The 18,618-nt window shown below is 71.2% G+C and carries 16 protein-coding genes; 10 read left to right on the top strand and 6 right to left on the bottom strand.

Going from position 1 to position 18,618, the window contains the following annotated elements:
• Positions 1-29 precede the first annotated feature (29 nt).
• Positions 30-782 (top strand): response regulator transcription factor, encoded by a 753-nt coding sequence (locus tag ACFY9I_RS02135; RefSeq protein ID WP_248509340.1) that lies wholly within the window; start codon positions 30-32, stop codon positions 780-782.
• A gap of 9 nt (positions 783-791) precedes the next feature.
• Entirely contained in the window at positions 792-2,210 is a 1,419-nt protein-coding gene (locus ACFY9I_RS02130) for an ATP-binding protein (protein WP_390995295.1), read from the top strand.
• A gap of 29 nt (positions 2,211-2,239) precedes the next feature.
• Here ACFY9I_RS02130 and ACFY9I_RS02125 read toward each other — a convergent pair whose 3' ends face one another.
• Positions 2,240-3,196 carry a TAXI family TRAP transporter solute-binding subunit gene (locus ACFY9I_RS02125; RefSeq protein WP_390995293.1) on the bottom strand — a complete coding sequence of 319 codons (957 nt, stop codon included), beginning with the start codon at positions 3,194-3,196 and terminating at the stop codon, positions 2,240-2,242.
• 498 nt (positions 3,197-3,694) lie between these two features.
• Positions 3,695-3,952 carry a hypothetical protein gene (locus tag ACFY9I_RS02120; RefSeq protein ID WP_390995291.1) on the bottom strand — a complete coding sequence of 86 codons (258 nt, stop codon included), beginning with the start codon at positions 3,950-3,952 and terminating at the stop codon, positions 3,695-3,697.
• 14 nt (positions 3,953-3,966) lie between these two features.
• Between ACFY9I_RS02120 and ACFY9I_RS02115 the strand changes: the two genes are divergently transcribed.
• The 5 genes from ACFY9I_RS02115 to ACFY9I_RS02095 all read left to right on the top strand — a co-directional run bounded on the left by ACFY9I_RS02115 (position 3,967) and on the right by ACFY9I_RS02095 (position 7,841).
• Positions 3,967-4,641 (top strand): IS3 family transposase, encoded by a 675-nt coding sequence (locus ACFY9I_RS02115; protein WP_390995289.1) that lies wholly within the window; start codon positions 3,967-3,969, stop codon positions 4,639-4,641.
• Entirely contained in the window at positions 4,589-4,885 is a 297-nt protein-coding gene (locus ACFY9I_RS02110) for an IS3 family transposase (RefSeq protein ID WP_390995286.1), read from the top strand. Before ACFY9I_RS02115 ends, ACFY9I_RS02110 begins: the two co-directional genes overlap by 53 nt.
• 129 nt (positions 4,886-5,014) lie before the next feature.
• On the top strand, positions 5,015-6,313 hold the full coding sequence (gene pcaC, locus ACFY9I_RS02105; protein WP_390995283.1) for a 4-carboxymuconolactone decarboxylase: 1,299 nt from the start codon (positions 5,015-5,017) through the stop codon (positions 6,311-6,313).
• Positions 6,314-6,347: 34 nt separating this feature from the next.
• Positions 6,348-6,989 (top strand): MBL fold metallo-hydrolase, encoded by a 642-nt coding sequence (locus tag ACFY9I_RS02100; RefSeq protein WP_390995281.1) that lies wholly within the window; start codon positions 6,348-6,350, stop codon positions 6,987-6,989.
• 72 nt (positions 6,990-7,061) lie between these two features.
• Positions 7,062-7,841 (top strand): exodeoxyribonuclease III, encoded by a 780-nt coding sequence (locus ACFY9I_RS02095; protein WP_390995278.1) that lies wholly within the window; start codon positions 7,062-7,064, stop codon positions 7,839-7,841.
• Between the two features lie 4 nt (positions 7,842-7,845).
• Here ACFY9I_RS02095 and ACFY9I_RS02090 read toward each other — a convergent pair whose 3' ends face one another.
• Positions 7,846-9,636, bottom strand: a complete 1,791-nt coding sequence (locus ACFY9I_RS02090) for a GDSL-type esterase/lipase family protein (RefSeq protein WP_390995735.1) — start codon at positions 9,634-9,636, stop codon at positions 7,846-7,848.
• A 184-nt stretch (positions 9,637-9,820) separates the two neighbouring features.
• On the opposite strand from ACFY9I_RS02090, the gene ACFY9I_RS02085 reads away from it, so the two are divergent.
• The gene (locus ACFY9I_RS02085) at positions 9,821-10,270 is read left to right on the top strand and encodes a DUF6278 family protein (protein ID WP_390995275.1); all 450 of its coding nucleotides are present in this window, start codon (positions 9,821-9,823) and stop codon (positions 10,268-10,270) included.
• A gap of 231 nt (positions 10,271-10,501) precedes the next feature.
• Entirely contained in the window at positions 10,502-11,245 is a 744-nt protein-coding gene (locus ACFY9I_RS02080) for an ATP-binding cassette domain-containing protein (RefSeq protein ID WP_390995272.1), read from the top strand.
• 157 nt (positions 11,246-11,402) lie between these two features.
• Here the strand turns inward: ACFY9I_RS02080 and ACFY9I_RS02075 are convergent, their stop codons facing one another.
• Positions 11,403-12,995, bottom strand: a complete 1,593-nt coding sequence (locus tag ACFY9I_RS02075; RefSeq protein ID WP_390995269.1) for a CocE/NonD family hydrolase — start codon at positions 12,993-12,995, stop codon at positions 11,403-11,405.
• Between the two features lie 108 nt (positions 12,996-13,103).
• Entirely contained in the window at positions 13,104-13,859 is a 756-nt protein-coding gene (locus ACFY9I_RS02070) for a hypothetical protein (RefSeq protein ID WP_390995267.1), read from the bottom strand.
• 131 nt (positions 13,860-13,990) lie between these two features.
• Between ACFY9I_RS02070 and ggt the strand changes: the two genes are divergently transcribed.
• Complete coding sequence (gene ggt / locus ACFY9I_RS02065; protein ID WP_390995264.1) at positions 13,991-15,796, top strand: gamma-glutamyltransferase; 1,806 nt, start codon at positions 13,991-13,993, stop codon at positions 15,794-15,796.
• Between the two features lie 23 nt (positions 15,797-15,819).
• Here ggt and ACFY9I_RS02060 read toward each other — a convergent pair whose 3' ends face one another.
• Complete coding sequence (locus tag ACFY9I_RS02060; protein ID WP_390995261.1) at positions 15,820-18,384, bottom strand: AAA family ATPase; 2,565 nt, start codon at positions 18,382-18,384, stop codon at positions 15,820-15,822.
• Positions 18,385-18,618: the final 234 nt, after the last annotated feature.

Here is an 18,618-nt window from a genome sequence, read left to right as displayed (position 1 = left end):
CCGCCGGATTCCATCCACCGGGAGGCCGTGTGCGGATACTTCTCGTCGAGGACGACAACCGGGTCGCCGACGCCCTCACCGGTGCCCTCCGGCGCCACGGATACGAGGTACGGCGTGCCGCGAACGCCGCCGACGCCCTGGCGGCACCCCCCGCCGATCTCGTGCTGCTCGATCTGGGCCTGCCCGACCGGGACGGCATCGAGGTCTGCCGCGAACTGCGCGCCCGCGGCGGCGTACCGGTGATCGCGGTGACCGCGAGGGGAGACGAGCCCGACCGGGTGCGGGGGCTGCGCAGCGGCGCCGACGACTACGTGGTGAAACCGTTCGGCACCGCGGAGTTGCTGGCCCGTATCGAGGCGGTGCTCCGGCGCAGCGTGAGCCAGCGCGGCCATGAGGACCGGCTCGTCGCCGTCGAGGGCCTGGAGGTGGACCTCGGGCGGCGCACGGTCACCGTGGACGGGCGCAGCGTCGCCCTGACCTTCAAGGAATTCGAGGTTCTCGCCCTGCTGGCCCGCGCGGGCGGTGCCGCCGTACCCCGCGACCGGATCGTGGTGGAGGTGTGGCAGACGACGTACGACGGCATGTCACGCACCCTCGACGTCCATGTGGCCACCCTGCGCGGCAAGCTGGGGCGGGCGGGGGGCTTGGTACAGACCGTGCGAGGGTTCGGGTACCGGCTCTCCGCGGGCCCGGGGGCGGCCCGTGGTCCGGGGGGCGGCACCGGGCCGGGAGCCGACGGTGGTGGCGCGGAGGCCGGCGGTCCGGCGGCGGCAGGCGAGTGAGGACGCAGGATGCGCCGCCGACTTCTCTTCATCGTCTTCGTCCTGGTCGCAGGTCTGATCGTCGCGCTCAGCCTGCCCCTGGTGCGGGCCACCGCGGAGCGTACGGTCCAGAGTTCGTTCATCGGGAGGGTCGAGGACGGCGCATGGTTCGCGGACCTGGCCGCCACCGCCCTGGAGTCGGGGCGGACCGGCCGTCTGGAGGCCGCCGCCGACCGCTACGCGAACCTCTACGACTCACGCGTCGCGGTGGTCGACGCCGACAGCGAGACCGTGATCGCCTCGCGCCCCGTCGACCTGGAGGAGCCGCAGGTGCGGTCGGCGCTGCTGCTCGCCCTCGCCGACCGGCCTCCCGAGCAGCCCGGCGTGTGGTGGCCATGGGACGACCGGCCCTTCGTGCTGGCCGAGCCCGTCCGGCGCGACGGCCGTGTGCTGGGCGCCGTGCTGATCGTTTCACCCACCGAACAGGCCCGTTCCGAGGTGGCCGACCATCTGACCCTGGTGGTGCTTGGCAGCCTCGCGGCACTCGTCCTGGTGGTGATCGCGGTCGCGGCGCCGGTGGTCCGCTGGGTGCTCCGTCCTGTCCACGACCTGGACCGCGCCACCCATGAGGTGGCCCTCGGGAGCCTGAAGACCCGTGTGTCGGAGCGGGTGGGTGCCCCGGAACTGCGCCGCCTCGCCAACCACTTCAACGTGATGGCGGACAGCATGCACGCCTCCCAGGAGCAGCAGCGGGCGTTCGTGGCACAGGCGTCCCACCAACTGCGCAATCCGCTGACCGCGCTCCGGCTGCGGGTGGAGAACCTGGAGGAGTTCGTGAACGACCCGCGCGGTCTGAACGAACTGCACTTCGCCGTGGAGGAGGCCGACCGGTTCGGCGAGATGCTCGACGGGCTGCTGCGGCTGGCCAGGGCGGAGGCGTCGGAGGCGGAAAGGGGACCGGTCGACGTCACCGCCGTGGTGACGCACCGGGTCGATGCCTGGCGGGCTGCCTTCTCCGGTGCGGGTGTCCCGCTCACCACGCAGATTCCCGACGGCGTGAGCGCGCTGTCCCTGCCCGACTGTCTCGACCACGCACTCGACACCCTGCTCGACAACGCCCTCAAGTTCGGCGAGGGGGCACCGGTCGATGTCTCCGTGCACCGCGCCCCGGCCGGGGCAGCGATGGAGACGGTCGAGGTGACGGTACGGGATGCCGGCCCCGGCCTGACCGCGGAGGAACTGTCCCAGGCGGGCGGGAGGTTCTGGCGCAGCACACGTCACCAGAACGTCCGCGGCACGGGGCTCGGCCTCGCGCTCACCCGCATGGTGGTGGAGGCGGGCGGCGGTGAACTGCTCCTGGCAGCCGCGCGGCCACACGGACTCTCCGCCACCGTACGGCTGCCCGCCGCGCCGGCACCCCCCGGCGATCCCCTGTCCGATCCGCTGTGAGGGGAGCCGGTGACGGTACTTGCGAGCGGTCAGGGATGTGACTCGCGGTACCACCGAGCGGCGCCGGGGTGCAGCTCCAGCGGGTGGGTGGCGATCGCCGTACGCCGGTCGAGGCGGCGGGCCTCAGGGTGCGCCCGGATCAGCCGGGACTGCCCCTCGAACAGCAGCCGGGTCAGCCAGTACGCCTCCGCGTCCGGCATGTCCCGCCGTACCACCAGGAAGTTCGGCACACTCACCGTGGTCACCGCGCTCTGCGCCCCGTACACGACGGCCGGCACGGTGGTCTCGGTGTACAGCTCGCCGTAGGACCGGGTGAGCTCGTCGACCATGTCGCCGAGGTCGACGAGGCGGATCATGGTGCTGCGGCGCAGTTCGGTGATGGCTCCGGTCGGCAGACCGCCGCTCCAGAAGAAGGCGTCGATACGCCCCTCGGCCAAGGCGGTCGCCGACTCGCGCACATCCAGCCGCAGCGAGGTCAGGTCACCGTCGGGGGAGAGCCCGGCGACCTTCAGGATGCGCTCGGCGATCACCGCCGTGCCCGAGCCCTCGGCCCCCACGGAGACCCGCAGCCCGCGCAGAGCCTTCGCGCTGCGCACCGGGCTGTCCGCGCGGACCACCAACTGCACGTAGTTGTCGTAGAGCGAGGCCAGCGCCACTAGGGGCAGCTTGCGGGAGAAGGGCGCGCTGCCGGCGACCGCGTCGGCGGCGGAATCGGCGAGGGTGAAGCCCGCCTGGGCCTGGTCGGCGGCGACCCGGCGCAGATTGTCCACACTGCCTCCGGTGTGCAGAACCCGCGCCGAGACGTCCGGCAGCCGACTCTCGATGAGGTCGGCGTAACCGGCCCCGTAGTCCGCGTAGACACCGCCGGGGTTGCCGGTGGCCACCTTGATCTCCCCGGACGGGCGGGGCGGCGCGTCGCTTCCGCCGCACCCTGCGAGCAGCAGTGCCGCGGTGAGGGCGGCGGCGAGTACGCGTGCCAGCCGCATGGGTACCTCCCTCGACGTTCCAAGCCGCGCACAGGGCGCGCGGCCCATGTCGTGCGGGGTCCGCTGGGCCGACTCGGTCAGCCTATCCGTCTGCGAAGACGGCGGTCCGTGACCGGGCGGTGGGCGGTCGGCGGCGTACCCGGCGGTGCTGCGTCTGCGTTCCTCAGGATGTCGATCGATCCGGCTCAGAAGACCTATGGCCACGGGTACGCCGCAAAAGATGCCTTGCCAACAACACCACGCAGGCCACCATCGTCAACGTCGCAGCAATCCTCACCCAGGAGGCGCTGCCACTGCTAGTCGCCGTCCACCCACAGAACACGATGCTCAAGCACATCCCACCCGGGCCGTCAAAGAACTCGCTCCTCGGGTTTCCGTGACATCCCCACCTTCCTTCAGCTCTCGCAAGTCTCGGCCCCGGCCGCTCCAGCTGGGAGGAACCTTTCCACCGCCGCACGAGGACCGGGGCAGGGGAGCCGCCGCGCCGGTACAGGCAACTCAGCGAGGCGGCCCTGGTCGTCGGTGCCGTCCTTCGGGTGGGGGCACCCGGAACATCGCCCGCCGTAGCCGGCCGGGCAGAAGGGCCCGCCCGGCCATGACCAGGCCGATGCCCAGCATGGCGCCTCCGATGGCGACGCAGCCGGAAGACAGCCAGCCGACGTTGTTCTCATCGGCCCAGCCCCCGAGGGCTGCGGCGACGAGGAAACCCAGCAGGCACGCGGCACTGATCAGGGCGTACCACCAACGAGAGAGCACAAGTTCACCCCTGCATGCGCCTCGAACGGGTTGACGAGCACCCGCATCTGGGGGTCGAGTGCGTACTCCGGGAACTGCACATTGCCTCCTCGACGTACTACCGCTGGCGCCGTGCCGAGCGCGAGCCGTGCGAGCGCGTCCGCCAGGACGCGGAGCTGACCGAGCAGATCCGGCAGATCCACGCCGACTCGGGCGGGATCTACGGCTCGCCGCGCGTCCACGCGACCTTGAAGCGCGAAGGTGTGCACGTGGGCCGCAAGCGGGTCGAGCGGCTGATGCGCGAGGCCGACATCGCAGGCGTCAGCCCGCGCCGGGGCGGCTTCACGCGCCGCGATCCCAAGGCCACGCTCGCTCCGGACCTGGTCGAGCGGGACTTCACGGCGCCCACGCCGAACCGGCTGTGGGTCACCGACCTCACGATGATCGCCACCGGCGAGGGGCCCTTGTGGCTGTCCGCGATCCGGGACGCGTTCTCCCGCCGGGTGGTGGCCTGGGAGACCTCCGCCCGCGCGGACGCCGACCTCGTCCTCACCACGCTCGAGTACGCCCTCGCCTCCCGCGAGGTCGAGCCCGGCACACTCGTGCACCACGCGGACCACGGCTGTCAGTACACGTCCGTGAAACTGACAACTCGCTATGCGTGCGGGAGTTCACGCGTCCATGGGCTCGGTCGGGGACTCGTACGATAACGCTCTCGCGGAGAATTTGTGGATGCTGATCAAGACGGAGTGCATCCGCGACCGCGTCTTCGCGACCAGGGCCGAGGCGAACCTCGCGCTCTTCGAGTACATCGACGGCTTCTATAACTCCCGGCGCATCCAGAAACGGCTCGGCTACCTCAGCCCGGTCGAGTTCGAGGAGAAGCACTACGCCGACCAGGCAACGACCGAACGAACGAACCTGAAACCCCGTCAACCCGCCCTGACCAGCTGATCAGCACCTCCCGCACACCGGGGGAAGCTCAAAGCGATACGCAGCCCGCGAGGTATTCAACCTGATCAGACCGGTTTCAAGCACCCCCGCGTTATAGGGGCGTCCGTGAGACGTGAGAGGGTCTGGGGCGTGAGTGAGACACCGTCGAACACCCTGCAATACCGCTTTGACGGGCCAGAAGAGGCTCCCGTCCTGATCCTCGGTCCCTCACTGGGTACCACATGGCACATGTGGGACCGTCAGATTCCCGAACTGACCAAGCAGTGGCGGATCTTCCGCTTCGACCTGCCGGGCCACGGCGGCGCCCCCGCGTACCCCGGCGGCTCGGTCACCGAGCTGGCCGCCCGGCTGCTGGCCACGCTCGACGCCGTCGGTGTGCAGCGCTTCGGCTACGCGGGCTGCGCTCTCGGCGGTGCCATCGGCGCGGAACTCGCGCTGCGCCACCCCGAACGGCTCGCCTCGCTCGCGCTGATCGCCGCCTCGCCCCGCTTCGGCACGGCCGACGAGTTCCGCCAGCGCGGAGTGATCGTGCGGACGAACGGCCTCGACCCCATCGCCCGTACGTCTCCGGACCGCTGGTTCACCGCCGGGTTCGCGGCGGCGCAGCCCGCCATCACCGAGTGGGCCGTGCAGATGGTCCGCACCACCGATCCCGGCTGCTACATCGCCGCCTGCGAGGCGCTCGCCTCGTTCGACGTGCGCTCCGAACTCGGCCGCATCGGTGTGCCGACCCTCGTCCTCGTCGGCTCCGACGACCAGGTCACCGGCCCGGCAGAGGCCCGTACGCTCGTCGCGGGCATCCCGGACGCCCGGCTCGCCGTCGTCCCCGGCGCTTCGCACCTCGTCCCGGTCGAGCAGCCCGCCGCCGTCACCGACCTCCTCGTGCGCCACTTCTCCACGGCCTGGCAGCCCGCCTACGACTCCGCCACCGGCCAGGTCGCCATCCCGGCGGCCCCGGTCAAGCCGGCCCTCACCGTCGTACCGCCGCAGGCCGGGCCGGTCGCCGCGATCGCTCCGGCCGCCGTCCAGCCGGAGGCGATGGGAAGACCGGATCCGTACGACGCCGGGCTGAAGGTCCGCCGCGAGGTGCTCGGGGACGCCCACGTCGACCGGGCGCTGGCCCAGGCGGACGAGTTCTCCGGCGACTTCCAGGAGTTCATCACCCGCTACGCCTGGGGCGAGATCTGGGACCGGCCCGGACTCGACCGCCGCTCCCGGAGCTGCGTCACCCTGACCGCCCTGGTCGCCGGCGGGCATCTGGACGAGCTGGCCTTCCACACCCGCGCCGCCCTCCGCAACGGCCTCACCCCGGACGAGATCAAGGAAGTCCTCCTCCAGGCCGCCGTCTACTGCGGGGTACCGGCGGCGAACAGCGCGTTCCGCGTCGCCCAGCAGGTCATCCGTGAGGAGACCACTCCCGAGGGGTGAGCCGGTTTCCGGTGGTGGGGGGCAGGATGGACCCATGAAGCTCACGCTCACGAAGAAGTCGCACGCCTGCGTCCGTCTGGAGAAGGACGGACGCACGCTCGTCATCGACCCGGGCGGGTTCAGCGAGGAGGACGCAGCGGCCGGCGCGGACGCCGTCCTCGTCACGCACGAGCATCCCGACCACTTCGACGAGGGACGGCTGCGGACGGCCCTGGAGGGCAACCCGGCCGCCGAGATCTGGACCCTGCGGTCCGTCGCCGAGAAGATCTCCGCCGCCTTCCCGGGCCGGGTGCACACCGTCGGCCACGGCGACACGTTCACCGCAGCCGGGTTCGACGTCCAGGTCCACGGCGAACTGCACGCCGTCATCCACCCGGACATCCCGCGCATCACCAACGTCGGCTACCTCGTCGACGACGGACGCGTCTTCCACCCCGGCGACGCCCTCACCGTCCCCGACCACGCGGTCGAGACGCTGATGCTCCCCGTCATGGCCCCCTGGAGCAAGATCTCCGAGGTCATCGACTACGTCCGCGAGGTCGAGCCGCAGCGCGCGTACGACATCCACGACGCGCTCCTCACCGATCTCGCCCGCCCCATCTACGACCGGCAGATCGGCGGCCTGGGCGGCGCGGAGCACCTGCGCCTGGCGCCCGGCGCCTCCGCGGACATCTGAGAAACGCGCAGGTTAGAGGGTGACGACCGGGCGGGAGAGGCGTTGTCAGACCCGCCCGGTAGGTTGTGGGACATGCGCATCGCGACCTGGAACGTGAACTCGATCACCGCCCGCCTCCCGAGGCTCCTGGCCTGGCTGGAGAGCAGCGGCACGGACGTGCTCTGCCTCCAGGAGGCCAAGATCGCCGAGGACGGCTTCCCGTTCGACGCGCTGCGCGAGGCGGGCTACGAGGCGGCGGTGCACGCGACGGGCCGGTGGAACGGCGTGGCGGTGATCTCCCGCGTCGGCATCGAGGACGTCGTCAAGGGCCTGCCCGGCGATCCCGGCTTCGACGGCGTCGTGGAGCCGCGCGCGATCTCCGCGACCTGCGGCCCGGTCCGCGTCTGGTCGGTGTACGTGCCGAACGGCCGCGAGATCGACCACCCGCACTACGCGTACAAGCTGCAGTGGTTCGAGGCCCTCAAGGCCGCCGTCGCCGGTGACGCGGGCGGCAGCCGCCCCTTCGCCGTGATGGGCGACTACAACGTGGCGCCGACGGACGACGACGTGTACGACATCGCCGCCTTCGAGGGCCTCACCCACGTCACCCCCGCCGAGCGCGCCGCCCTCGCCTCCCTCCGCGAGGCCGGCCTCTCCGACATCGTCCCCCGCCCCCTCAAGTACGAGCACCCCTTCACGTACTGGGACTACCGCCAGCTCTGCTTCCCGAAGAACCGGGGCATGCGCATCGACCTGGTCTACGGCAACGAGGCGTTCGCCAAGGCGGTGACCGACTCGTACGTGGACCGCGAGGAGCGCAAGGGCAAGGGCGCCTCGGACCACGCGCCGGTCGTGGCCGACCTGGACGTGTAGCCGGTCACAGCAGACGGAGGTCGACCGACTCGGCCAGCGCCGCCAGTCCCGCGTCCCCGGGGTGCAGACGGTCCCCGCTGTCGTACGCCGGGAGCATCCGGCTCGGCCGCTCCGGGTCCCGGAGGACCGCGTCGAAGTCGAGGACGCCCTCGAAGTCGTCGCTGCCCCGGATCCACTCGTTGACCGCGACCCGCTGGGCGTCGACGGCGGCGGTGCAGCGGGCCTCGCCCTCGCAGGGCGCGATCGTCGCCACAAGCACCCGTAGACCGCGTGCGTGGGCCCGGGCGGCGATCTCCCGCAGCCCGGTGATCACCTCGTCCGCCGTCGTGCCCCAGCGGACGTCGTTGACGCCCTCGAAGACGACGACGGTGCGGGCCGATGTCTGGGCGAGCACATCACGGTCGAGGCGGTGCAGGGCGCTGACGCCGCCCGTGTCGGTGGAGACGCCGTCGCCGGGGTAGCGGTCGGTGACCACACGGTTCGCCGAGATCCCCTGGTTGAGGACCCCGTAGTGCGGGATCGCGTTCTGGCTCAGCAGTCGGTCGGCGAGGACGTCCGGCCACCGCCGGTTCGCGCCGACCGTGGACTTCTCCCCGTCGGTGATCGAGTCCCCGAGGACAACGACGGAGCCCGGTCCGCCGCCCACGTCCACGCCGGTCAGCAGTGGCCAGGTGGTCAGCGTGGAGGTGTACGCCGCCGCCGAGCTGTCGCCCGCGTGGTCGCCCGGCTCGCTGACGTACGACGTCTGCTGGGCGAGCCGGTGCACGGGCGCGGCCGACACGGTCCCCGGCAGGTGGAAGCTCACCAGCAGGTTGGTGTCCGGGGGTACCTCGAAGCCCAGCGGGTCGCTGAAGGCCTGTGTGCCCGCCGGGATTTCGGTGCTGGACGAGCCTCGGAACGGCAGCGCCACCGGCGTGCTCCGGGCCGTCGCCCCCGCCGCCTGCAGGGCCACGGTCGCGCTTTCGACCCGCACCGGCGCCGAGGCGAAGGTGTTGTCGAGCCTGATCCGTACCCGAGGTCCGCCCGCAGAGGTGTGGACGACCAGCCGCAGCGTCCGGTCGGTCCACGGCCCGACGGCCGTGTATCCGGAGGTGGAGGCGGCCCAACTGCCGCTCCAGCCACGTGAGTCGGGGCGCACGGACAGGGCGAACACATGCAGGTCCCGGTTGCGCGGCAGCGTCACGGAGGAGACCTCGCGACCGGGCGTGAGCGGCACGGTGACGACGTACAGGCGTGCCTTCTCGGCGAGTTGACCGTCGGGGGTGTTGATGTGGGGGAGTGCCACGGCCTTGGTCGCGAGGGGGCCGGTACGCCAGTCCGGGGCGGCCAGACGGTAGGTGGAGCGGGCACCGCCCGAGTAGCGGACCGTGCCGGTGCCCGCCGCTTCCGTGCCGCCCGTGGCGGCGACGAGGAAGGCGAGGGCGTCGCCCCGGCCACTCACCCGGACGGACTGGCCGGCGGCGCGTACGTTGTCGGGCCGGCCCGCCGCGCGGCGCGGCCACGTCAGCCGGGCGCCCTGAACGGTCAGCGCCCGCCCGGGAGTCCACCCGGCCGCCGCCAGGTCGGTGGCGGAGAGCGAACCGCCGGAGCCGTCGAAGTCGGCCTCGGTGGGCCGGATGTCGTCGCTGACCGCCCGGTTGTCGAAGAGGCGCTCCAGCGGCGCCGGTTGGGCCGCCCCGGCGTCGGCGGCCCGCGCGGAGGCGACGGGTGCGACCGTAGCCAGCAGGGCCAGTACGACGGCCGTTCCCCAGACGCGTCGACGCACGCGTGACCCCTCCCGCTCGGTGAAGACGATGACGCCGATGACGACAACCACCACGCCATCGGTACAACGATGAGACGACAGATGCGCCACGAAACTAAAGAGGCGTCAGCACCCCGTCAACGAGGCCGGCGCGAACCGTGGGCGAACTCCCGTAGAACAAGCGGTTTCCGCGCGCCTGTGGTGCGAAGGGCGGTGCGAATGAAACGCTGGCCGCATGAACATCTCTTTCCTGGGTAACTGGCGCAAGAGGCGTGGTCCCGCGTTCGGGGTCGCGGTGTTCACCGGCGGCGACGGTGACGAGGACGGTCACGAGGGACTCGCCGAACTCCTCTCCGAGTGTGAGCTGCTGCGTACACAAGCCGCGCGGTCCGGAGTCCGACTCGACGACTCGGCGGCCTCGTTGGAGGAACTGGACCAACTCGTCCCGCGCTGGCGCGACGACGAGGAGACCCTGGCCTGGCTCGGGAACGACGCCGGGCTCTATCTGGGCACGGTCGTCGTACGGACCGTCCCCGGCGCCCGCTGGGAGATCTGGCCCGACGGGCAGCCCGTGGTGCGGCTGACCTCCGGACGGGAGATCGATGTCGTCGAGGCCGGCCACGAGTGGGCCGCCAGTGGCGCACCGGAGCTCTCCCGGTTGTACGCGGAGATCGCTGAGCAGTGACTGCCCGCATGGCGCCTGCGGTGACCGCCCGCGTGGCACCTGCGGTGGCGCCTGCGTGGCGCTTGCGGTGACGCCCGCGGTGGGTTCACGGTGTGTTCTGCGATGTGGTGCGATTCCTGACAATACGGCTAATCCCCGGGAGTGCGTGTCGCGTATGGAGGCACCTGACGTCCGGATAGTTTGCGGCACCTGCGACACGACACGGTCGAGAGCGAGTAGGGCGGGCAGGGCATGGCGGTCGATCCGCTGATCGAGATGCACGACGTGAACAAGTACTTCGGCGAGCTGCATGTCCTCCAGGACATCGACCTCACCGTTGCCAAGGGGGAGGTGGTCGTCGTCATCGGCCCGTCGGGGTCGGGGAAGTCGACGCTGTGCAGGGCGATCAACCGGCTGGAGCCCATTCACTCCGGCACGATCCGGATCGACGGACAGCCGCTGCCGAGGGAGGGCAAGGCGCTCGCGGCGCTCCGCGCGGATGTCGGCATGGTCTTTCAGTCCTTCAACCTCTTCGCGCACAAGACGGTCCTGCAGAACGTCTCACTCGGTCAGATCAAGGTCCGCAAACGGAAGAAGGAGGACGCCGAAAGGCGTTCCCGCGAACTCCTCGACCGCGTCGGCCTCGCCGACCAGGCGCCGAAGTACCCGGCGCAGCTCTCCGGCGGCCAGCAGCAGCGGGTGGCCATCGCCCGCGCCCTCGCCATGGATCCCAAGGTGATCCTGTTCGACGAGCCCACCTCGGCACTCGACCCGGAGATGATCAACGAAGTCCTCGAAGTGATGCAGCAGTTGGCACGCGAGGGCATGACCATGGTCGTCGTCACCCATGAGATGGGCTTCGCCCGTTCCGCCGCCAACCGCGTGGTGTTCATGTCGGACGGCCGCATTGTCGAGGACCGCGCTCCGGACGCGTTTTTCACGGACCCGGAGAGCGACCGTGCCAAGGACTTTCTCTCCAAGATCCTCAAGCACTGACCTCCGCCACTGGACCGGGCGCGGGCCTCGACTACGATGAGCGGTTCCTCCACTTGGGGGTGAGCGAGGCCGTGGACGCCACCCCGGCCGAGACAGGGACGCTGCTGCCAGGCGCGCAGTAGCCCGAGGGCCAGGCCCGCCCGGCGGCAGCCGGAGATCACTGCTCGCGCAGCGGGATCGACACGTACGACGGGTCGTTCGGCGGCGAGGAGAAGGTCAGCTGCGCGCCGGTCGGGTTGTGCTCGATGTAGAGCGGGTCGACCGTGTCGACGACCAGGGCGAGACGGTGGCCCGCCGGAACGTCGTAGGCCGTGGAGAGCAACTCCAGGTCCACGCCGAACGGCCGGCCGGGTGTCTGGCCGTGGAAGGTGTACGGCGCGTGGCTGACCAGCTTGCCGAGGCCGAGCGGGCCCACGTCGTACAGGTACGCGACGAGGGTGCCGCTCCCCTTGGTGGCCGTCACCGTGGTGTGCAGCTCGGCGGTGCCGCGCACGGACTGTGCTGTCGGATACCTCTCCGACTGCCACACGGCCGCCCAGCGGCGCGGCAGCAGCGGTATCGAGGCCATGGGCGGGAGTTGGGCCACCTGGTCCAGGATGCCGGACAGGAAGACGACGCCGCCGTTCGCCCCCGAGTCGACGTTCGCGCGGATCGTGGTGCCGCTCGTGAGGGCGATCTTCTTGCGCGTCGCGGTGACCGACTTCCAGTCCGGATAGCCCTCGAAGGCGCCGCCCGTACGGGACTTGAGCTGGACGGGCCGCTCGCGGTCGATGCCGTTGGCCGTGCCCTTGAGGTACCGGTCGAACCAGCGCTGTGTGTCCGTCCACACGTCGTTGGGCAGTCCGAACAGGCCGGTCATCTCGGTGGTGGCGTGGTCTCCGGGCCGCAGCTGAAGCCGCTTGGGGCCGGTGAGCTTCTCGTAGAAGTCGGCGTACTGGTTGGGCGGGAAGATCGAGTCGCCCCAGGCGTTGGCGAGCATGACCGCCGTGCCGTTGGTGTTGAGCCGGTCCGTATAGGCCTCGGGGGAACGTTTCTCCCCCCAGGCGATCATGTCGCCCTCCTTGTCCAGGTCGGAGGCGTAGAAGTCCTTGAAGATCTGCTGCAGTTCGGGGCCCTGGCGGCCGGTGACCCGGCCGGCTCCGTCCAGCAGGGCGGCCGCCTGGAGGTGCTGGGTGCGCCCGCCGTAGATCGAGTCGATCAGGTCCGCCCAGCCGCTCAGCGCGGCGACCGCCTTGACGCGCGGGTCCTGCGCGGCGGTGAGCAGGCTGATGCCCGCGCCGTACGACAGCCCTGCCATGCCGATGTGCCCGGCGTCGGCCGGCGTGTGGGCGAGGGCCCAGTCGATGACCTTCGAGGCGTCGGCTGTGTCGGGTGGCCCGGCCACCTCTATGTATCCGCCGGACTCCCAGAAGCCGCGGACGTTGTAACTGACCACCACATAACCGGCCTCGGCGAGCTTGCGCGCCTGGGCCAGGTACTCGACCTGGGGCAGGCCCCAGCTCGTGGGCAGCACGAGGAGCGGGTACGTGCGCGAGGCGTCGGCCGGGGCGACGACGTTGGCCTTGAGGACCGTGCCGCCGTATCCCTCGATGTCGACGAAGCGGGTGGTGGGGGCGGAGCCTGACGAGGCCTGTGCGGTGGGGGCCAGGCCGAGGGCCGTGCCGGCGACCAGGGTGGCCGAGACGGCGCCCACGACGCTGGTGCGCAGGGCCTTGGCGGTACGCGATGTGGTGCCGTGCGGGTGTCTCACGGGTCACTCCTCACTCGTGTCAGTGCAAAGTGACCCGACGGTAACCGGGCATCCTTACCGGAAGTAACTCCTCGGTAAGTTACGTGACGGTAACGTTCCGGTGGTTCGCTAGGGGGCGCGGTGCGAGATCTGGGCCGGCGTCGACGGAGGCGGACTCTGGGCCGCGCGGGTGACGTCCGCCACGAGTTCGACCACGTCGGCGCCGTATGCCTGGGAGTTGACGACCTTCAGGAGGAGGACGAAGGTGCCGGTGCCGTATTTGCGGTGCAGGCGCTCGTGGTTGCGGGCGAGATAGCGGGTGGCGGCCTGGTTGGTGATCGCGCGCTGGCCGCAGAACAGGAACACGGGCCGCGCCTGGTCCGGCTGACCGGTGGTGATCCGGGCCAGGATCACATGCTCGCTGACACCGGGCTCCAGACGGTAGCGCTCGCTGCCGATCTCGAAGGCGGCTCGGTCGGGGCCGGGTTCGGGGTCGGTGTTGAAGCGTATGCCGGGCAACATGGCCGCTATGTGCGCGGCCATCCGGCGGTTGGAGCCGGGTCCTCCGACGCAGAACTCGGTGCGTTCGCCGAAGCCCTGCCGAACCGCTTCCTGCGTGATCATCTGCACGTGTGCGCCGCAGTCCTTGATGAGCGCGGAGAGCTCCAGCAGCGCGAACACGTCGAAGCGGTGGACCGCCAAATCCGCGCTGGACGGATCGCGGTTGACCACCAGCAGGGACTCGGAGTTGTCGGGCAACCCGAAGAACGTCTGCTTGCGGCGGAGCTTGCGCTTCCACAGGTACGTCCGGACGAACCAGCCCAGCGAGGCGCTGAGCCCCGCCGCGATCACGCCCAGGACGATATTGCGCACGTCGTCATTCATGGCCGCGCATGGTAGCGGGCGCCGTCGAACGCCGCCCGAATCCCCGTCCGGCGTACGGCTTCGGGGCGCCTCCTGACGAGACCATGGCAACCGCGTTAGTCTGCGCGAACGGTCCTTGACTGGAGGTATCGATGCGTCTGCGTCGCCCTGTCGCGCGGAAACTGGCTGTACTGGCGGCTACGTCCGCCGTCGTGTCGGTGGGGGCGGCCCCGCCGACCTCCGCCTCGACCCCCACCGTCGAGAAGAAGCCGGTCGCCGTCGGGTACGGCGGCGCCGTGTCCAGCGTCGACCCGGACGCCTCCGCCGCCGGCATCGAGGTGCTCCGCAAGGGCGGCAACGCGGTGGACGCTGCCGTCGCCACGGCCGCCGCGCTTGGCGTCACCGAGCCCTACTCCGCCGGCATCGGCGGAGGCGGCTACTTCGTCTACTACGACGCCGGGTCCCGTACGGTGCACACCGTCGACGGCCGGGAGACCGCGCCCAAGAGCGCGGGCGAGGACCTCTTCCTGGAGAACGGGCAGCCGATCCCGTTCGCGGAGGCCGTCACCAGCGGGCTGAGCGTCGGCACCCCCGGCACGCCCGCCACCTGGCAGACCGCGCTGCGGAGTTGGGGCAGCAAGCCGCTCGGCACACTGTTGAAGCCCGCCGAGAAGCTCGCCCGCGACGGGTTCACCGTCGACGAGACCTTCCGTGCCCAGACCGCCTCCAACGAGGCCCGCTTCCGGAACTTCCCGGCCACGGTCGACCTGTATCTGCCCGGTGGTGAGCTGCCGGTGGTCGGCTCGACCCTCAGGAACCCCGACCTCGCCCGCACCTACGCGAAGTTGGCCCGTGAGGGACTGGGCGCCCTCTACCGGGGCGACCTCGCCCGGGACATCGTCGACACGGTCAACAAACCCCCGGTCGACCCGGGTTCGGGTTACAACGCCCGCCCCGGCGACCTCACGACCGCCGACCTCGCCGCCTACCGCACCAAGCGCCAGGCGCCCACCAAGGCGACGTACCGAGGCCTCGACGTCTACGGCATGGCGCCCTCGTCCTCCGGCGGCACGACGGTCGCCGAGGCCCTCAACATGCTGGAGCGGACCGACCTGTCGAAGGCGACCGACGTCCAGTATCTGCACCGCTACATCGAGGCCAGTCGTATCGCCTTCGCCGACCGGGGCCGCTGGGTCGGCGACCCCGCCTTCGAGGACGTACCGACGAAGGGGCTGCTGTCGCAGCGGTTCGCCGACTCGCGCGAGTGCCTGATCAAGGACGACGCGGTGCTCACCAGCCCGGTCGCACCGGGTGACCCGCGCAACCCCGCTCCCTGCGCGACAGGCGGTACGGCCGCGCCGACGACGTACGAGGGCGACAGCACCACCCACCTCACGGTCGCCGACAAGTGGGGCAACGTCGTCGCCTACACGCTCACCATCGAGCAGACCGGCGGCAGCGGCATCACCGTGCCGGGCCGGGGCTTCCTGCTCAACAACGAGCTGACGGACTTCTCCTTCACCCCGGCCAACCCGGCCGTGCACGACCCCAACCTGCCGGGGCCGGGCAAGCGGCCGCGCTCGTCGATGTCACCGACGATCGTCCTCGACCGGCACGACAAGCCCGTGGTGGCGCTCGGCTCACCCGGCGGCGCGACCATCATCACCACCGTGCTGCAGACCCTGACCGGCTTCCTCGACCGGGGCCTGCCGCTGGTCGACGCGATCGCCGCGCCGCGCGCCAGCCAGCGCAACCAGACCACCACCGAGCTGGAACCCGGTCTGTGGGACAGCCCGCTGAGGACCCAGCTCGAAGCCATCGGGCACGGCTTCCGGCAGAACCCGGAGATCGGCGCGGCCACCGCCGTCCAACGGCTGTCGAACGGCAAGTGGCTGGCCGCCGCGGAGACGGTACGGCGCGGGGGCGGCGCGGCGATGGTCGTGCACCCCGTCAGGTAGCACCCCTCTCAGGTAGCACCCCGTCAGATGGTGCCCTCGGAGGCGGGCGGCGGCGTCGTACGGAACGCCAGCCGCCCGTCCTCCACGTCCGCCACCACCCGGCTCCCGGACGGCAGCCGCCCGTCCAGCAGCAGCCGGGACAGGGGGTTGTCGACCTCCCGCTGGATCGTGCGGCGCAGCGGCCGGGCCCCGTACTCGGGCTGATGGCCGTCACGGGCGAGCCGGTCCACGGCGCGGTCGGTGAACTCGATGGTGATGTCCCGCGCCCGCAGCCGTTGCCGCGTCCCCTCCAGCAACAGGTCGGTGATACGGCGCAGTTGGTCGTCGGTGAGCTGGCGGAAGACCACGATCTCGTCGATGCGGTTGAGGAACTCGGGCCGGAAGTGCTCCCGCAGCGGCCGCAGGATCCGCTCGCGCCGGTCCTCCTCGGCCGCCTCGGCGCCGCCCGCCGAGAAGCCCAGCCCCGACCCGCCCCGGCTGATGGCCTCCGAGCCCAGGTTGCTGGTCATGACGATCACGGTGTGGGTGAAGTCGACCGTGCGGCCCTGGGCGTCGGTGAGCCGGCCGTCGTCGAGGACCTGGAGCAGGATGTTGAAGACGTCCGGGTGCGCCTTCTCCACCTCGTCCAGCAACAGCAGCGCGTACGGATGCCGTCGTACGGTCTCCGTCAGCTGCCCGGCCTCCTCGTGGCCCACGTAGCCGGGCGGGGCACCCATCAGCCGGCTGACGGTGTGCCGCTCCTGGTACTCGCTCATGTCGAGCCGCACCATCCGGTCCTCGCTGCCGAACAGTGCCTCCGCCAGGGCGCGGGCCAGTTCCGTCTTGCCGACACCGGTCGGGCCCAGGAAGAGGAAGCTGCCGATCGGCCGCTCGGGACTGGCGAGCCCGGCGCGGGAGCGCAGCACCGCGTCGGCGACCACACTCACCGCCTCGTCCTGCCCGACGACCCGCCGGCGCAGTCGCTGGTCCAAGCCCAGCAGGCGTTCCTTCTCCTCCTGGGTGAGGCTGCTGACGGGGATGCCGGTCTGCCGGGAGACCACCTCGGCGATGTCCTCGGCGCCGATCTCCAGACTCTGGCCGTCGTCGGCCCGCCTCTCGCCGCGCCCTTCGGCGATCCGCTCCTTCAACTCGCCGATCCGGTCCCGCAACCGGGTGGCCTGCTCGTACTGCTCGCCCGCGACCGCCTGGTCCTTGTCCCTGGTCAGTTGCTCGATCTCCTGCTCCAGGTCACGCAGGTCCGTCCCCTTCGTCCGGGCGCGCAGCCTGACCCGGGCACCGGCCTGGTCCATGAGGTCGATGGCCTTGTCGGGCAACCGGCGGTCGGTGAGATACCGGTCGGACAGATCGACGGCGGCCGTCAGTGCCTCGTCGGTGTAGCGGACCTGGTGATGGGCCTCGTACCGGTCGCGCAGGCCGCGCAGGATCTCCAGGGCGTCGGCGCCGCTCGGCTCGGGGACCAGCACCGGCTGGAACCGGCGGGCCAGCGCCGCGTCCTTCTCGATCCGCCGGTACTCCTCCAGGGTCGTCGCGCCGACGATGTTCAGCTCGCCGCGCGCCAGGGCCGGCTTGAGGATGTTGCCCGCGTCCATCACGCTGCCCTCGCCCGCCCCGGCGCCCACGACGGTGTGCAACTCGTCGATGAAGACGACCAGTTCCTCGGAGTGCGCGCGGATCTCGTCGACGATGCTCGTCAGCCGCTCCTCGAAGTCGCCCCGGTAACGGGTCCCGGCGACCACCCCGGACAGATCCAGGGCGACCACCCGGCGCCCGGCCAGCACATCGGGCACGTCCCCCTCGGCGATGCGCTGGGCCAGCCCCTCCACGATCGCGGTCTTGCCGACGCCCGCCTCACCGATCAGCACGGGATTGTTCTTGCCGCGCCGGGACAGCACCTCGACGGTCTGCTCGATCTCCTCCTGCCGTCCGATGACCGGGTCGATACGACCCTGCCGCGCGAGCTCGGTCAGATCGCGCCCGTACTTGTCGAGGGTCGGCGTGTCCGCGCGGCGCGACTGCTCCTTGCGTGACGGGAGCCCCGTGGGAGTCGCCGTGGCCGAGGGCTCCGACGCCTCGGGCGGCAGCGCGGAGGCAGGGAGATGCGCGGCGCCGAGAATGTGCCCGGCGGCCGAGTCCGGGTTGCCCGCGAGGGCGCTCAGGACGTGTTCGGGGCCGATGTAGCCGGAGCCGGTGACCCGGGCCAGTTCGTGCGCGTCCAGCAGGGCACGTTTGACGGCGGGCGTCAGGGCCAGCGACGCGGGCGCCGGCCCCTGGCCCGGCTTGTGCCGCTCCGGGCCCGACCGTTCGTCGATCTCACCGGCCAGCGCGTCGGGGTCGGCGCCCGCGCGGGCCACCAGACTTCGGGTCGGCTCGGCGGAGAGAGCGGCGCGCAGCAGGTGCTGGGTGTCCAGGTCACTGCTGCCGTGCCGCGCCGCGTACGCCGCCGCGTCGGCCACCAACTGGCGGGCCTGGCCGCTCATCAGCCGGCCGATCTCGATCCGCTGCGGGCGCGGGCCGCCGAAGAAACGGGCGAAGAACTCACTGAAGGGGTCCGGACCGTAGCCCTCGGGCCCCGGGAATCCGTTGTTCATTCGCCACCGGGTTCCCGCGGGGTACGGGGCTACACCGGGCGTCGTGGGAGGTGCGGTTCGTTTGTGACTGCGGGTGCGTGAGGGCTGATCGCGCAGTTCACCGCGCCCCTGAGAAGCAGGGGCTGCGCCCCGCGCCTCTCGTCGGCCCGCAGGGCGGTGTCTTGCAGGCCGCGGGGCCTGGTCCATCAGGCGCGGCGGGGGGAATGCGCAAGCAGCCCCCACGCACCCGCAGTC

The organism is Streptomyces sp. NPDC012510 (genome assembly GCF_042955065.1).
GTDB lineage: Bacteria > Actinomycetota > Actinomycetes > Streptomycetales > Streptomycetaceae > Streptomyces.
Note: the sequence above shows the minus strand (reverse complement) of the source record. Positions and strands in the feature narration are given on the sequence as shown.

Excerpts from the sequence above, each read along its gene's own strand:
- ACFY9I_RS02130 (WP_390995295.1), top strand. The coding sequence starts at position 792 with ATGCGCCGCCGACTTCTCTTCATCGTCTTCGTCCTGGTCGCAGGTCTG.
- ACFY9I_RS02125 (WP_390995293.1), bottom strand. The coding sequence starts at position 3,196 with ATGCGGCTGGCACGCGTACTCGCCGCCGCCCTCACCGCGGCACTGCTG.
- ACFY9I_RS02115 (WP_390995289.1), top strand. The coding sequence starts at position 3,967 with ATGCGCCTCGAACGGGTTGACGAGCACCCGCATCTGGGGGTCGAGTGC.
- ACFY9I_RS02110 (WP_390995286.1), top strand. The coding sequence starts at position 4,589 with ATGCGTGCGGGAGTTCACGCGTCCATGGGCTCGGTCGGGGACTCGTAC.
- ACFY9I_RS02100 (WP_390995281.1), top strand. The coding sequence starts at position 6,348 with ATGAAGCTCACGCTCACGAAGAAGTCGCACGCCTGCGTCCGTCTGGAG.
- ACFY9I_RS02095 (WP_390995278.1), top strand. The coding sequence starts at position 7,062 with ATGCGCATCGCGACCTGGAACGTGAACTCGATCACCGCCCGCCTCCCG.
- ACFY9I_RS02085 (WP_390995275.1), top strand. The coding sequence starts at position 9,821 with ATGAACATCTCTTTCCTGGGTAACTGGCGCAAGAGGCGTGGTCCCGCG.
- ACFY9I_RS02080 (WP_390995272.1), top strand. The coding sequence starts at position 10,502 with ATGGCGGTCGATCCGCTGATCGAGATGCACGACGTGAACAAGTACTTC.
- ACFY9I_RS02070 (WP_390995267.1), bottom strand. The coding sequence starts at position 13,859 with ATGAATGACGACGTGCGCAATATCGTCCTGGGCGTGATCGCGGCGGGG.
- ggt (WP_390995264.1), top strand. The coding sequence starts at position 13,991 with ATGCGTCTGCGTCGCCCTGTCGCGCGGAAACTGGCTGTACTGGCGGCT.
- ACFY9I_RS02060 (WP_390995261.1), bottom strand. The coding sequence starts at position 18,384 with ATGAACAACGGATTCCCGGGGCCCGAGGGCTACGGTCCGGACCCCTTC.